The 14,443-nt window shown below is 68.5% G+C and carries 12 protein-coding genes and 1 tRNA gene; 9 read left to right on the forward strand and 4 right to left on the reverse strand.

From position 1 onward, the window contains the following. Positions 1-89: 89 nt before the first annotated feature. A complete protein-coding gene (locus tag LDO22_RS02500) occupies positions 90-452 on the reverse strand; it encodes a rhodanese-like domain-containing protein (protein WP_224025990.1) in 363 nt (120 codons plus the stop codon). A 320-nt stretch (positions 453-772) separates the two neighbouring features. On the opposite strand from LDO22_RS02500, the gene LDO22_RS02505 reads away from it, so the two are divergent. The 4 genes from LDO22_RS02505 (at position 773) to nrfD (ending at position 6,718) form a co-directional block, all read left to right on the forward strand. Further along, positions 773-1,045, forward strand: coding sequence for a hypothetical protein (locus LDO22_RS02505; RefSeq protein ID WP_224025991.1), 273 nt, complete (start codon positions 773-775; stop codon positions 1,043-1,045). Between the two features lie 146 nt (positions 1,046-1,191). Beyond that, entirely contained in the window at positions 1,192-4,521 is a 3,330-nt protein-coding gene (fdh, locus tag LDO22_RS02510; protein WP_224025992.1) for a formate dehydrogenase, read from the forward strand. Positions 4,522-4,619: 98 nt separating this feature from the next. Further along, positions 4,620-5,630, forward strand: coding sequence for a 4Fe-4S dicluster domain-containing protein (locus LDO22_RS02515; protein WP_224025993.1), 1,011 nt, complete (start codon positions 4,620-4,622; stop codon positions 5,628-5,630). Next, complete coding sequence (nrfD, locus tag LDO22_RS02520) at positions 5,627-6,718, forward strand: NrfD/PsrC family molybdoenzyme membrane anchor subunit (RefSeq protein ID WP_224025994.1); 1,092 nt, start codon at positions 5,627-5,629, stop codon at positions 6,716-6,718. The genes LDO22_RS02515 and nrfD overlap by 4 nt, the downstream gene beginning before the upstream one ends. Before the next feature lie 15 nt (positions 6,719-6,733). Here the strand turns inward: nrfD and selD are convergent, their stop codons facing one another. After that, on the reverse strand, positions 6,734-7,744 hold the full coding sequence (gene selD, locus LDO22_RS02525) for a selenide, water dikinase SelD (protein WP_224025995.1): 1,011 nt from the start codon (positions 7,742-7,744) through the stop codon (positions 6,734-6,736). Between the two features lie 59 nt (positions 7,745-7,803). Here selD and LDO22_RS02530 point away from each other — a divergent pair. The 3 genes from LDO22_RS02530 to selB all read left to right on the forward strand — a co-directional run bounded on the left by LDO22_RS02530 (position 7,804) and on the right by selB (position 11,065). Beyond that, positions 7,804-7,898, forward strand: a tRNA-Sec gene (locus LDO22_RS02530). A 35-nt stretch (positions 7,899-7,933) separates the two neighbouring features. Further along, positions 7,934-9,265 (forward strand): L-seryl-tRNA(Sec) selenium transferase, encoded by a 1,332-nt coding sequence (selA, locus tag LDO22_RS02535; RefSeq protein ID WP_224025996.1) that lies wholly within the window; start codon positions 7,934-7,936, stop codon positions 9,263-9,265. A 3-nt stretch (positions 9,266-9,268) separates the two neighbouring features. Further along, complete coding sequence (selB, locus tag LDO22_RS02540; RefSeq protein ID WP_224025997.1) at positions 9,269-11,065, forward strand: selenocysteine-specific translation elongation factor; 1,797 nt, start codon at positions 9,269-9,271, stop codon at positions 11,063-11,065. 42 nt (positions 11,066-11,107) lie between these two features. Here selB and LDO22_RS02545 read toward each other — a convergent pair whose 3' ends face one another. After that, positions 11,108-11,623 (reverse strand): nucleoside kinase, encoded by a 516-nt coding sequence (locus LDO22_RS02545; protein WP_159634504.1) that lies wholly within the window; start codon positions 11,621-11,623, stop codon positions 11,108-11,110. Between the two features lie 47 nt (positions 11,624-11,670). On the opposite strand from LDO22_RS02545, the gene LDO22_RS02550 reads away from it, so the two are divergent. Next, on the forward strand, positions 11,671-12,423 hold the full coding sequence (locus LDO22_RS02550) for a lytic transglycosylase domain-containing protein (protein WP_224025998.1): 753 nt from the start codon (positions 11,671-11,673) through the stop codon (positions 12,421-12,423). Positions 12,424-12,465: 42 nt separating this feature from the next. On the opposite strand, the gene LDO22_RS02555 is transcribed toward LDO22_RS02550, so the two are convergent. Next, a complete protein-coding gene (locus LDO22_RS02555; protein WP_224025999.1) occupies positions 12,466-13,632 on the reverse strand; it encodes a cytochrome P450 in 1,167 nt (388 codons plus the stop codon). Between the two features lie 241 nt (positions 13,633-13,873). Between LDO22_RS02555 and LDO22_RS02560 the strand changes: the two genes are divergently transcribed. Next, positions 13,874-14,443 carry a hypothetical protein gene (locus LDO22_RS02560; RefSeq protein ID WP_224026000.1) on the forward strand — a complete coding sequence of 190 codons (570 nt, stop codon included), beginning with the start codon at positions 13,874-13,876 and terminating at the stop codon, positions 14,441-14,443.

The raw sequence follows: 14,443 nt of genomic DNA on the forward strand, positions 1-14,443 counted from the left end.
CCCACCAGGGCGGCTGGGGACGTGGAGCCGGAGCTGGTCTGCCCGCTGACCCTTCATCGTCCTCGCGGTGGCCCTGCGCCGAAGAAATTTCAGGAATCAGCGCGCAGGGCAGCCCAGGCCTGGAAGCCACCGATGAGGTCAGTCGCGCGGCTCAACCCCAGACGCTGCAGTGTATGTGCAGCGAGGCTGGAGCTGTAGCCCTCATTGCAGACCACCACTATCCGCCGGGCCGGGTCGCCGGCGGTGGGGATCCGGTGGGGGCTGGAAGGGTCAAGCCGCCACTCCAGAACGTTTCGGTCGATAACCACTGCGCCCGGAAGATCGCCGTCGCGGTCCCGCTGGTCGACGGGCCGGGTGTCAACGACCAGTGCGCCCGCTGCCATCTCCCGCTCAAGATCCGACGGGTGCACCCGCTCAAGCCCGGCGCGGCTCTCGAGCAGCAGTTGGTCCACTGTAAGTGGTGCCTGCGAACTGCCCGGGCCTGAACTGCATGGGAATGCCGCGGCGCCCTCCTTGACTATGTGAGGCTGTTCCACCGTGTTCCTCGCTTTGCCTGCTGATCGTTCGTGCGTTCCGCGGTGCAGCGGAGCGACGCTCAATTCCTACGGTATGGGCAGAGCCAGGGTCAACACGCTTCCGCCACGCGACCGCGGCGGGCAAGGCCCTCCGTGACGTCCGCCTCCTTCGGGCCCGGACGGGAATACCACGGCCTGCTTTTGCCTTGTTACCGGTGAGGCCCCCACCGCCGGCTGCCTCGCTCGAAAGGACCCCCTTGCCCGTAGCCTTCATTCCGTTCACCATGCACGCCTCCGCGCAGCATGACCACCGACGCACCTTCCGCACCGACATCGAACGCTTGACCGACGGTCATCTCCGGTCAACGCCCCTGGACGTACTCAGGTCGACGAATACCCAGGCTGTCTTCCGCGGTGCCGTCCCGAAAGGCGCCCACACCGCAACCGACGCGAGCCTCGCTCAGTACCTCCAGGACCGTCTCGCCCGTGAGGACATCCACCTGGATCTCAGCGTCAGCATCGAGCGGTAAGCAAGTCTGCGAAGCCCGGCCCCCGGTGTCCCACCCCGGGCCCGTGCAGGGGCTCCTGTAGCCACCCGGCCCGGGCCGGACGTTGCCGTGGGACACGCCCAACCTTTTCCTGTTGCTCCCGCCGCCGTCTGGGATATGCTCCAGAAATGGCACCGCGAAGTTTTCTTCAATGGCCGGTCGTCCGTCAGCTAAGCACGGGCGACCTCTTGGGCCGTGGGCCGGCAGTGACGTCGGCCAAGACAAAAGCAATAGCCCCCCGGACTGCCACCGCCGACCGCGTCGTGCAGAGCGTGTGTCCTTACTGTGCCGTCGGTTGTGGGCAGCGTGTCTACGTCAAGGACGAGAAAGTGGTCCAGATCGAGGGCGATCCGGACTCACCCATTTCACGCGGCCGCCTGTGCCCAAAGGGCTCTGCGAGCGAGCAGCTGGTCAACTCACCGGGCCGCCAGACCAAAGTGCTTTACCGTGCGCCGCGTTCCACTGAGTGGCAGCACCTGGACCTGGCCACGGCCGTTGAGATGGTGGCGGACCGCTTCATCGAAACCCGCCGCAGGACCTGGCAGCAGGAAGACGACCAAGGCCGGCTGCTGCGCCGCACCATGGGCATCGCCTCCCTGGGCGGCGCAACCCTGGACAACGAAGAAAACTACCTGATCAAAAAGCTCTTTACAGCTGCCGGGGCGGTGCAGACCGAGAACCAGGCGCGTATTTGACACTCCGCAACGGTTCCCAGTTTGGGAGCCTCGTTTGGACGCGGTGGTGCTACGCAATCACTGCAGGACATGGCCAACGCCGACTGCATCGTCATCCAGGGTTCCAACATGGCCGAATGCCATCCCGTGGGGTACCAGTGGGTGGCGGAGGCTAAGGCCCGCGGAGCGAAGGTCATCCATATCGACCCCCGGTTCACGCGGACCTCGGCAGTGTCGGATAAGCACATCCCCATCAGGGCGGGTTCTGACGTCGTGCTGCTGGGCGCGCTCATCAACTACGTCATCGCCAATGACCTGTGGTTCAAGGAGTACGTGACCGCGTACACCAACGCGGCCACCCTGGTCCACGAGGACTACCGGGACGCCGAGGACCTGGGCGGCCTCTTCTCCGGATTCGACCCGGAAAAGGGTGCCTACGACAACTCGTCATGGGCCTACGACGAAGGCGAGGACGGCTCCATCGACGAACCGGCCGGTCCCGAGCACGGCGCCGAAGCCGGCGCCCGGGCCTCCGGCGATGCCTACGGCAGCGGTGGTCCGCCCCTCGAACACGCGGAGGTGCTGCGGGATGACACGCTCCAGAACCCCAGGACCGTCTTCCAGATCGTGAAGCGGCACTACGCCCGCTACACCCCGGAAATGGTGCGCGACATGTGCGGCATCAGCGAAGCCGACTTCGCCTACCTGGCGAAGACCATCACGGAGAACTCCGGCCGCGACCGGACCACCTGCTTCGCGTACGCCGTGGGCTGGACCCAGCACTCTCTGGGTGCCCAGTTCATCCGGGCCGCCGCCATCCTGCAGCTGCTGCTGGGGAACGTGGGGCGCCCTGGCGGCGGGATCATGGCCCTCCGGGGCCATGCGAGCATCCAGGGCTCCACCGACATTCCCACGCTGTTCAACCTGCTCCCCGGCTACCTGCCCATGCCCAGTGCCGGCCGCCACGACACTCTGGAGGAGTACCTGGCGGCCAACGCCTCGAAGAACCAAAAGGGATTCTGGGCCGACGCCGACGCGTACACCATCAGCTTGCTGAAGGCGTGGTGGGGTGACGCTGCGACGGCGGACAACGACTGGGCCTACGACTACCTGCCGCGGCTGACCGGTGCGCACGGGACCTATGAGACCGTGATGAGTATGCTCCGCGACGAGGTGGAAGGCTACTTCCTGCTCGGCCAGAACCCGGCGGTCGGCTCGGCCCATGGGCGGATGCAGCGGCTCGGAATGTCCCACCTGAAGTGGCTCGTGGTCCGGGACCTGAACATGATCGAGTCCGCGACGTGGTGGAAGGACGGCCCGGAAATCGAGTCCGGGGAACTCCGCACCGAGGATATCGAGACCGAAGTCTTCTTCCTGCCGGCGGCGACCCACGTGGAGAAGGCCGGATCCTTCACCCAGACCCAGCGGCTGCTGCAGTGGCGCCACCAGGCGGTGGCCCCGCCGGGGGAGTGCCAGAGCGAACTCCAGTTCTTCTATGAACTGGGGCACCGGATCCGGGAGAAGCTCGCCGATTCCCAGGACGAAAGGGACCGGCCGCTGCTGGACCTGACGTGGGATTACCCCACGGACGACCACGGCGATCCGGACCCCGAGTCGGTGCTTGCCGAGATCAACGGCCGCCACCTGACCGGTCCGGATGCCGGCAAGCCGCTCTCCGCCTACACCGAACTCCGCGCCGACGGCTCTACGACGGCGGGCTGCTGGATCTACACCGGCGTCTACGCTGAGGGGATCAACCACGCTGCCAACCGGAAACCGGGCCAGGAGCAAGGCCCGGCAGCGCCGGAATGGGGCTGGGCGTGGCCGGCCAACCGACGGATCCTGTACAACCGGGCCTCCGCCGATCCGGCCGGTAAGCCGTGGAGCGAACGCAAGAAATACGTTTGGTGGGACGCGGAGCAGGGGAAGTGGGTGGGCGACGACGTCCCCGACTTCCCGCCGACCCTCGCACCCGGCAGCAAACCCGACCCCTCGGTGGGCGGCCCGGCCGCGCTCAGCGGGGACGATCCGTTCATCATGCAGTCCGACGGCAAGGGCTGGCTGTTCGCGCCCAAGGGGCTCGTGGACGGCCCGCTGCCGACTCACTACGAGGCCCAGGAATCACCGGTGGCCAACGGGCTGTATCCGCAGCAGCAGAGTCCGGCACGACTGAGGTATGCCCGGTTGGACAACCTGAGCGCACCGAGTGCCGGTACCCCGGGGGCGGATGTCTATCCGTTCGTGTTCACCACGTACCGGCTCACGGAGCACCACACTGCGGGCGGGATGAGCCGCTGGCTGCCGTACCTCTCTGAACTGCAGCCGGAGATGTTCTGCGAAGTGTCGCCCGAACTGGCCGCTGAGCGCGGACTGGAACCCTATGGGTGGGCCACCATCATCTCGCCCCGCTCTGCCATTGAGGCAAAGGTGCTGGTGACCGACCGGATGAGGCCGCTGGCCGTCGGCGGCCACACCGTGCACCAGATCGGGCTGCCCTACCACTGGGGCGTCGGCAGCAACGCTGTGGTCAGCGGTGACGCGGCCAACGACCTGCTGGGCGTGACCCTGGATCCCAACGTCCAGATCCAGGAATCCAAGGTGGCCTCCTGCGACATCCGTCCAGGCCGCCGGCCGCGCGGGGAGGACCTCCTTGCCCTTGTTGCCGAATACCAGGCGAGGGCCGGGCTGACCATCGAGACCAGCAACCGCGCCGTCACCAACCCCGCGGCGGAAGGCATTGATCCCATGTGGCCTGGCAGCCACGCCAAGGGCGGCGGGGAATGACCGTCGTCATTCCCGGCGGGGCCCGCACCTACTTTGCCCGGCCCGGAACGCTGCCCAGCGGCAGCGTTCCGGGCACCGATCCCACCTTGGAGAACTAGATGGGCCAGCTGTCCGGACCAACCGACCCCACCGCCGATGCCCACTGGGAACACAACCATCCGCGCAAGGGCTTCTTCACTGACACTTCGATATGTATCGGCTGCAAGGCCTGCGAAGTCGCCTGCAAGGAATGGAACCACAACCCGCAGGACGGCAACCTCGAACTGCTCGGATCCTCCTACGACAACACCGGATCCCTTGGCGCCAGCACCTGGCGGCATGTCGCCTTCATCGAGCAGGGCCAGGACCGGATTGTCGAGGCACGGGAATCAGGCCGGGCCCTGGTCAGCCTGGGCATGCCCCGCATCGGTCCCCCCACCCCCGCAGCGTCCGCCCCGGCGGATCTGGCTGCGGCGGACACAACGCCGCCTGACACAGCAGACTTCCGCTGGCTGATGTCCTCCGACGTCTGCAAGCATTGCACCCACGCCGGCTGCCTTGACGTCTGCCCCACCGGAGCGCTGTTCCGCACCGAGTTCGGCACCGTGGTGGTCCAGGACGACGTCTGCAACGGCTGCGGAACGTGCGTGGCCGGGTGCCCCTTCGGCGTGATCGAGCGCCGCAGCAACGGCACGGTCAAGGTGGCCACCAGCAGGGAAGACCAGCACGCCGGGCATCCCGCCGTCCCCAACGTGGGCATCGCCCAGAAGTGCACCCTCTGCTACGACCGTCTGGTGGCGGACGAGACGCCCGCCTGCGCCAAGGCCTGCCCGACGACGTCCATCAAGTTCGGCGACCACGACGACATGGTGGAGGCGGCCCGGGAACGGGTTGCCGACCTGCACGCCAAAGGCCTCACTGAGGCGAGGCTTTACGGGGCAAACGAAAACGACGGCGTCGGCGGAACCGGATCCGTCTTCCTGCTGCTGGACGAACCGGAGGTCTACGGACTTCCGCCGGACCCGCGCGTACCCACAGCTGATCTGCCAAAGATGTACCGGCGGGCCGGCATGGCGGTAGCAGGCATGGCCGCCGCCGCTGCGCTGGCTTTCCTGGGAGGACGCGCGTGACACTTTCCGAGTTCGACAGTTTCCGGCCAACAGAGCCCGCACGCCGTCGCCGGGAGGGCGGCAAGCGGGGGACGGGCCGCCGCCGGGACAACGGTGACGGCTCCCGGGAAATGCCGATGGTGCCGGAGCCGGAATTCACCTCGTACTACGGCCGTTCCGTCGTGAAACCCGCCCCCTGGGGCGATGACGTGGCGATCTACCTCTTCCTGGGTGGCGTGGCAGCCGGTTCGGCCCTCCTGGGCGCCGGCGGCCAACTGACCGGACGCCCGGTGCTGCGCCGGAACGCCCGGCTGGGTGCCCTGGCAGCGGTGAGCGCGGGTGCGGTTGCCCTGGTGAAGGACCTTGGCCGGCCGGAGCGTTTCCTGCACATGCTGCGGACTTTCAAGGTCACCTCCCCGATGAGTGTGGGCTCGTGGATCCTCAGCGCCTTCAGCGCCGGCGCCGGCGTCTCCGCCGTGGCGGAAATCGACCGGATGAGCGGAGACCGGCTGCCCCTGGGTCCGTTGCGCAAGGTCCTGCGCGCTGTCGAAGGACCGGCAGGCATCGAAGCTGCGGTGTTCGCCGGGCCGCTGGCGGCGTACACGGCCGTCCTGCTGGGTGACACTGCCACACCGACGTGGAACGCAGCCCACGAGGAACTGCCTTTCGTTTTCGTGAGTTCGGCCTGCCTCGCGTCTGCCGGGCTCGCGATGGTCACCACGCCCGTGCACGAGACGGGTCCTGCGCGCAACCTCGCCGTGCTCGGCGTCCTGGGGGATGTGGTGGCCATGAAGGTGATGGAGCACCGGATGGACCCGGTAGCCGCGGAACCACTGCACCAGGGCAAAGCCGGCGCCATGCTGAAGTGGAGCGAGCGGCTGGCGGTCGCCGGAGGCCTGGGCACACTGCTGGGCGGACGAAACCGGATGGTCGCCGCCGCGTCGGGTCTGGCACTGCTGGCCGCCTCGGCCCTGACCCGGTTTGGTGTGTTCGAGGCAGGCCTCGCCTCTGCCAGGGATCCGCGGTACACCATCGAACCGCAGAAGAACCGGCTCGCAGCGCGCCGCGCCGCCGGCGTTACCGGCGACGCAATCACCACCGGCAGCTGAGGCAGCTGCCCGGTTTCAGCGGATCTGGATACCCTGTCCCACAGTGGTGTGACCGATGACGGGGTGGCCCGGCAACTCGCCGACCACCAGCAGGCCGCCGGACGTCTGCGCATCGGCCAGCAGCAGCAGATCGTCCTCGGTGATGCCCGGTGCGGCCTCCAGGTGCGGACGCACCCAGTCGAGGTTGCGCCGGGTCCCGCCGGAAACGAAGCCGTCCCGGAGCGCCTCGCGGGCTCCGCCAAGAAGGGGAACGGCATTCATGTCGATCACCGCGCCCACTTCCGAGGCACGGACCATCTTGTGGAGGTGTCCAAGCAGGCCGAAGCCGGTCACGTCCGTCGCCGCACGGACGCCGGCGGCCACCGCCGCCTCGGAGGCGTCGCGGTTGAGCGCCGCCATCGTCTCCACGGCTTCGGCAAACACTTCACCGGTCTGCTTGTGCCGGTTGTTCAGGAGACCGACGCCGAGTGGCTTGGTCAGCGTAATGGGCAGCCCCGGCCGGGCGGCGTCGTTGCGCAGCAAGCGGTCAGGATGGGCGACGCCGGTGACGGCCATGCCGTACTTGGGCTCCGGGTCATCAATGGAGTGCCCGCCGAGCACGGGGCACCCCGCCTGGGATGCCACGCTCAAGCCACCACGCAGGACCTCAGTCATCAATTCCATCGGCAGGACGCCGCGGGGCCAGCCGACCAGGTTGATCGCAGTGACCGGCCGGCCGCCCATGGCATAGATGTCCGACAGGGCATTGGCGGCGGCAATGCGGCCCCAGTCATATGCATCGTTGACTACGGGGGTGAAGAAGTCAGCGGTGGTCAGGACCGCAAGATCTTCGCGCACCAGGACCGCCGCAGCGTCGTCGCCGCTGTCAAGGCCCACCAGGACCTCCGCACCGGGTTGGCCGATGAGGCCACGGACGGCATCTTCGAGTTCGCCGGGAGGAATTTTGCACGCACAGCCGCCGCCGTGGGCATAGTCGGTGAGCCGGAATGCGCCGGTAGCACCATCATCGAGCTGCTGGACTGACATCTGAGCCTCATTCACCCGCCCAGCGTACCCTCCAAGGCAACCCTGCTATATTGAGGCGCGGTGGCGTCCGGGTCCTGGTGGGCCCCCCGGTCTTCAAAACCGGTGAGGCTGAGCATCTCGGCCTGGCGGGTTCGATTCCCGTCCGCCACCGCCAACTTCGGCAGTGCATGCCGCGATATGAGGAGGTCTGTGGACCACGTCGATCCCCGGCGCCTGATTCCCCGCACAAATGACCTGCTGGCCTTGCCTGCTGTCCGCGAAGCCCGCACCCGGCTGAACGAGCGCGTCATCCGCGAACTTGTCCGGGACGTCCAGGAGCAGGCACGGCGCGGCGGGCTGCCCCCCGGCCAGGTGGAACCGGCCCTGCTGGCCGCCGTCGCTGCGCGTACGGCAACCTCCCTGCGCCCGGTGCTGAACGCCACCGGCGTCATCGTCCACACCAACCTTGGGCGCGCCCCCCTTTCTGAAGGTGCGGTGGAGGCTCTTGTCGCGGCCAGCGGCTACGTCGACGTGGAGCTGGACCTGTCAGACGGCAGCCGCTCCCGCCGTGGCGCCGGTGCCCGGGCGGCACTTCTCGCTGCCTGCCCCGCCGCTGAAGACGCGCTGGTGGTCAACAACGGGGCCGCGGCCTTGGTGCTGGCTACAACAGCCTTCGCCGCTGGCCGGGAGGTCGTGGTGAGCCGTGGCGAACTCGTAGAAATTGGTGCCGGATTCAGGCTGACCGACCTGATGGAATCGACCGGTGCCAGGCTTCGCGAGGTGGGCACCACCAACCGCACGCACCTGCATGACTATGCAGGAGCCATCGGTCCTGACACAGGGTGCGTCCTCAAGGTCCATCCAAGCAACTTCCGGGTTGACGGTTTTACCTCAGCTGTTTCCCTGGACGAGCTGGGCCGCCTGACCGCGGCCAACGGCGTCCCCCTCGTTGCCGACCTGGGCAGCGGACTGCTGGCCCCGGATCCGTGCCTGCCGGATGAACCCGACGCTGCCTCCGCCTTGGCGAGCGGGGCCGACGTCGTCATCGCCAGCGGCGACAAACTGCTGGGCGGCCCCCAGGCGGGGCTGCTGCTGGGCCGCACGGAGGTCATCACCCGGCTGGCCCGCCATCCGCTCGCCCGCGCCGTCAGGGCAGACAAACTTGCCCTCGCCGCCCTGGAAGCAACGGTTGCGGGCGGCACGCCGCCCGTCGTGCAGGCGCTGCACACCGACGTCGGGCAATTACGCGGCCGTACGGACCGGCTCGCCCGGGAGCTCGGCGTCCCCGTGGTCCCGCATGACGGCAGGGTAGGGGGCGGCGGCGCCCCCGGCGTGCCCCTGCCTGGGTGGGCACTCCGGCTCCCCGAAGGACTTGCGCGGCCCTTGCGGACAGGCGACCCGGCCGTGCTGCCGCGCGTCCACGACGGCTCCTGCCTGATCGATCTGCGCTGCGTGCCCGAAAAGGACGACGGCCGGATTGTCGAGGCGGTGCGGCGTGCCCTGGCAACCCTTGAGGTTGCGGATGCAGGCAGGGCGGGCTGAACCGTGCACGTCATTGCCACAGCCGGGCACGTCGATTCCGGTAAAAGCACCCTGGTCCGCGCCCTCACCGGGATGGAGCCGGACCGCTGGGAGGAAGAACGGCGCCGCGGGCTGACCATTGACCTGGGCTATGCCTGGACCACGCTGCCGTCCGGACAGGACGTGGCGTTCGTCGACGTACCGGGCCACGAACGCTTCCTGGGCAACATGCTCGCCGGCATCGGACCCGCGCCGGTGGTGTGCTTTGTGGTGGCCGCCGACGAAGGCTGGCAGGCACAGTCGAGCGACCACCGGGACGCCGTCGCTGCACTGGGCATTGAACACGGCGTCGTGGTGCTGAGCCGCGCGGACCGGGCATCCGGGCAGCGGGTTGCGGAGGTGCTCGCGCGGACCCGAACGGAACTGGCCGGGACCGGCCTGCAGGACGCGCCCGCAGTCGCTGTGTCCGCCATCGACGGCACGGGCCTGGCTGACCTGCGTGCAGCGCTCGACGGCGTGCTGGCCAACGTGCCTCATCCCACCACGGATGGGCGGGTCCGGTTGTGGGTGGACCGTTCGTTCACCATCACCGGTTCCGGGACGGTGGTGACCGGGACACTGGCAGCAGGAACGCTCGCCCAGGGTGACCGGCTGGAACTGATCGGCCACGTCGATACCCGGCCGGTGGTGGTCCGTGGCCTGCAAAGCCGGGACACCTCGTACACGTCGGTGGAACCGGTCAGCCGGGTGGCGTTGAACCTGCGCGACGTTGCCGCCACCGATATCCGCCGCGGTGACGCGCTGGTTACCCCGGACGCATGGCCCACCACTGCAGTGGTGGGAATCCAGCGCACCACCGGGGTGGCCTACACCGAGGTCCCGGAACAACTCATGGTGCACGTTGGCACGGCGTCCGTGCCCGCCCGGCTGCGCCCCTTCGGCGCCGACCATGCCCGGCTGGTCCTCGACAGGCACCTGCCCCTCGTCCTGGGGGACCGGCTGGTGCTGCGCGATCCCGGAAGCCGCTCGGTGCTGGGCGGCGCACGTATCCTCGATGCCGACCCGCCGGCCTTGCGGCGGCGCGGCGACGGCGCCCACTGGGCGGAGCGCCTTGCAGGAATGGACCCCGCCGGAGACGTACTGGGAGAGGTGGCAGCCCGCCGGGCTGTGCAGGCGGAACATCTCCGCCGGCTCGGGCTGGTGTCCGGGCATGACGCGGAGGCACCCGCCGGTGTACGGGTCATCGACGACTGGTGGGTGCACGCTCCCGTCCTGGAGGCCTGGCAGCATCAGCTGCGCAGCGCGGTCCAGGCGCTGCAGGAGCGGGATGCCCTGGCCCCGGGCCTTTCCATGGGTGCGGCGCGGGACCTGCTCACGATGCCCGACGAGAAGCTGCTTTCCCACGTCATCCGCGGGGCCGGCCTGGAACAGGACGGCGGACACGTCCGGCTCCCTGGCAGCCAGGGCAACCTTGGTCCCATCGAGCCGGCAATCGCCACGCTGGAGGGCAGGCTGAGTGCGGATGCGTTCCGGGCCCCCGAAGCCGATGAGCTGGCGGCCCTCGGCCTGGGTGCCCGCGAGCTCGCAGCCGCTGAACGCACCGGGCGCCTGCTGCGCCTGCGCGACGGGGTGGTGCTGCTGCCCACCGCCCCGGCGCTTGCCATGCGCACCCTCGCCGGTTTGGACCAGCCCTTCACCACGAGCCAGGCCCGCCAGGCGCTGGGCACAACACGCCGGATCGCGGTTCCGCTGCTGGAACACCTGGATTCGCGGGGCTGGACCAAGAGGCTGGATGCCGGACACCGCACGGTGGTGCGCTGACCCGCCGTCGGCCAGGAAGAGCAGTGCCCTGCCTTCGGACGGCTAGGCAGGGTGGGCTGCCTGCACGTGGTGCAGGATGTTGTCCACGACCCGGGACAGCGGCGCGGTGGCGTCAATCGCGATGCCGCCCGGCGGGATCTCTTCCCGTGTTTCGTGCAGGTGCTCGATCAGCTGCCGCTCCGCCGGTTGCCCTCCCCATTCGTCTGCCGGGCGCTGGTCGAGGCGCCGCTTCAGCGTGCCCAGGTCCACCTCGAGGACGAAGACGCCGTCGAACAGATCGATGAATTTGGCGAGGTTCCTCGACCCGCCGCAGAAGAACGTCACCGCGTCCCGCTGGTCTGCTGCCTGGGCCCGGACGTCGGCGACCCTCCAGATGTGGTGCCTGTGCACAGCGACGCCGGTGGCGTCCCCTGCTGGTTCACCGGTTTCCGGGTCACCCTGGTAGGCAAGTTCACGGTCGCCGTTGATGGCGTGGTAGCCGCGCCGCCGCAATTCGTTGCAGACCGCGGTCTTGCCCGTGCCCGAGCCGCCCTCGATAAGGTAATTCTTCCTGCCCATGCCTGATGGTACCGATGGGGGAGAGGACGGGGTGGTTTGATTGGTCAGTGCTCCGTGTAAAACGCTTTGTGGCCCTTAGCCTGTTCGTAGTCTGCGCCAGCGCAGTTTTCTCGTTCTGGCTGCTGGGCCAGCCCGGGGCCGGGGCCCGTACGGCCGCCCTCCTGCCCCCGCGAGCGGGAGTCAAGCTTCAGCCAGGGCCCGATGGGCTCGCCACCGCCGTAAACGTCACACGAAGCCCCGACGCCGAGTGGCTTGGCACGGCTGCCGCCCACACCGGAATCCCCGCACGGGCCCTGCGCGCCTACGTCAATGCGGCCGTTGCCGCCAACGAATCAGCTCCGACGTGCGGCATCGGCTGGAACACGCTCGCCGCCGTCGGCTTCGTCGAATCAGCCCACGGCACGTACGGCGGCGGCAGCCTGAGCTCCGCCGGCCAGGCCAGCGGCCCGATCGTGGGCCCCAGCCTCAACGGCGCGGGATTCGCCGCCATAGCCGACACCGACGGCGGCGCCTTGGATGGCGACGCCGGCTGGGACCATGCGGTGGGACCCATGCAGTTCATTCCCTCCACATGGCGGATCGCAGGCATGGACGGGAATGGGGACGGGGCGGCGGACCCGTTCAACATCGATGACGCCGCCCTCAGCGCGGCGACGTATCTTTGCGGCCGCGGCCGTGATCTCACCACAGCGCAGGGGTGGACAGCTGCCATTTACGCCTACAACCAGTCCGACGCCTACATTCGCCAGGTGAGCTCCCAGGCCACCGCGTACGCTGCGAAAGCGGGCACCGCCGGGTGAATGCATCCCGCGGCTTTCCCCCGGATCATTCGTCCGGGCCGGTCAGGCAGGTTGCCAGGTGACGGGAAGTTCCTTCAGCCCGTAAACGATGCTGCTGTCCATTCGTTCCAGTTGCGCTCCGGAAGCCACGGAAAGTCCAGGGAGGCGGGACAGCAGCGCTTCCAGTGCAATCCTTGCTTCGAGCCGGGCGAGCGGTGCCCCAAGGCAAAAATGGATGCCATGGCCAAACGCCAGGTGCCGGTTGGGGTTGCGGTCCACATCGAACTCGGCGGCCCGCTGGAACTGCTGCCCGTCACGGTTGGCCGAGCCGATCCAGGCGACGATTGGAGCGCCGGCGGGAATCAGTTGGTCGCCCACGACGGTGTCCGCTACCGCGACCCGGTACATCGACTGGACCGGCGACCGGAAGCGGAGCACTTCCTCGAGCGCCTGGGGAACCAAGGCCGGCTCGCTGAGGAGCCGCTCGAGGGTGCCGGGCGACTCCGCCAGGCACAAAACGGCGTTGCCGATCAGATTGGTGGTGGTCTCATTGCCGGCTACCAGCAGCAGGGCACAAAACCCGAGCAGCTCGGGCACCGTCAGTTTTTGGCCGTCGATCTCCGCGGCCAGCAGGCTGCTGATGAGGTCCGTGCCGGGACGGCTCCTGCGCTGGTCGATCAAGGCAAGGAAGTACTCCACCATCTCCGACGTGGTGGAGTCCTGCGTTTCGCTGGCGGGGAGGGTCCGCGTCTGGCTGACGATCACGTCGGACCAGTGCTTGAAGCGCTCGCGGTCCTCGCTGGGGATGCCCATCAGCTCGGAGATGACGATGACCGGCAACGGGTAGGCCAGCTCCCTGATCAGGTCTGCGCTTCCCTTGCCGGCGATCTCCGCCATGAGCTCGTCCGTGAGTCCGGCGATGCGGGGAGCCAGCGCGTCAACAGCCTTGGGCGTGAACGCCTGTGTAACCAGCGAGCGTAACTGCCGGTGCCTCGGGGGATCGGTGGTGATCAGGCTGGACGCGAACAATTGGCCGGTGCCGGAGGGATTATCACCACCCATGCGGGACGAGAAGGTGGCGTGTTCGGACAACACCCGCTGGACGTCGTCGTACCGGAACACATGCCAGCTCCCTGACTGGTCATCCTGGAAGACGGGGGCCGTTGCCCGCATGCGTTCATACTGCGGAAAGGGATCAAGCGGGTATTGCGCGGACTGGGTGACATCCATGGTGGCCTCCCTGCTCACCTGGCGCCATGCCGTCCACGGCGGGCGCCAGGCCGTCAAATGACTGACCGTAGAACCTTGATCCTAGCCAAAGCATGTCCCTGCGTCACCACGCCGGAACGGAAACCGCAGTGCCTGCCTTATGCACGGCACCGGGGCGGATCCGCGTCCCGGACTGCAGCTGCCGGACACCACCGCCGGGTTTTTGTGCTAGCCACAAGGGGTCCCCTAAGGTTATTGCTCGATGAAAGCCCCTGAAGAGACATCCGGTCAGTCGCCCGCCATCTCCCCGCGTGGACCCGTGTTCGTCGACGCGTCAGGCCGCCGGCTCCAGCGGGTCAAGATGATCGGACTCGGGGTCGTCGGGCTTGTGGCGGCATACGTCATCCTCGTAGTGGCCGCCTTCATCGGCGGGTCCGGATCCTCGGCACCATTCCTTCCCCTGCCGGCCGCCGCCGGACCCCGCGAAACGCCAACAACCCCGCCCTCTGCCGATCCGCGGGCCGGCCTGACCGGGCCCGCCGTTCCCGTTGTTGAGCAGTCGCCGGCGGCCGTCCCGGTGCCCGTCTCTGCTGTTACTGCCGTACCTCCGGCGGAGGGTGCCGCCGTCGTGCCCGCTGCGCCCGCTGCCCCCGCCGCTGCTCCTGCCCCGGCTCCGACCGCCGCCCCCGGAACATCCGGAATCGCCACCGGCACCGGCGCAACCGCCCCTGGATCCAGCGGAACAGCGCCGGGCTCCAGCGCGACCGCCCCCGGCGCGAGCGGCTCGGCGCCGGGCCAGACCACACGGCCCACCGCCCCCGCGCACCAGTAA

Source organism: Arthrobacter sp. NicSoilC5 (assembly GCF_019977395.1).
Lineage (GTDB): Bacteria > Actinomycetota > Actinomycetes > Actinomycetales > Micrococcaceae > Arthrobacter.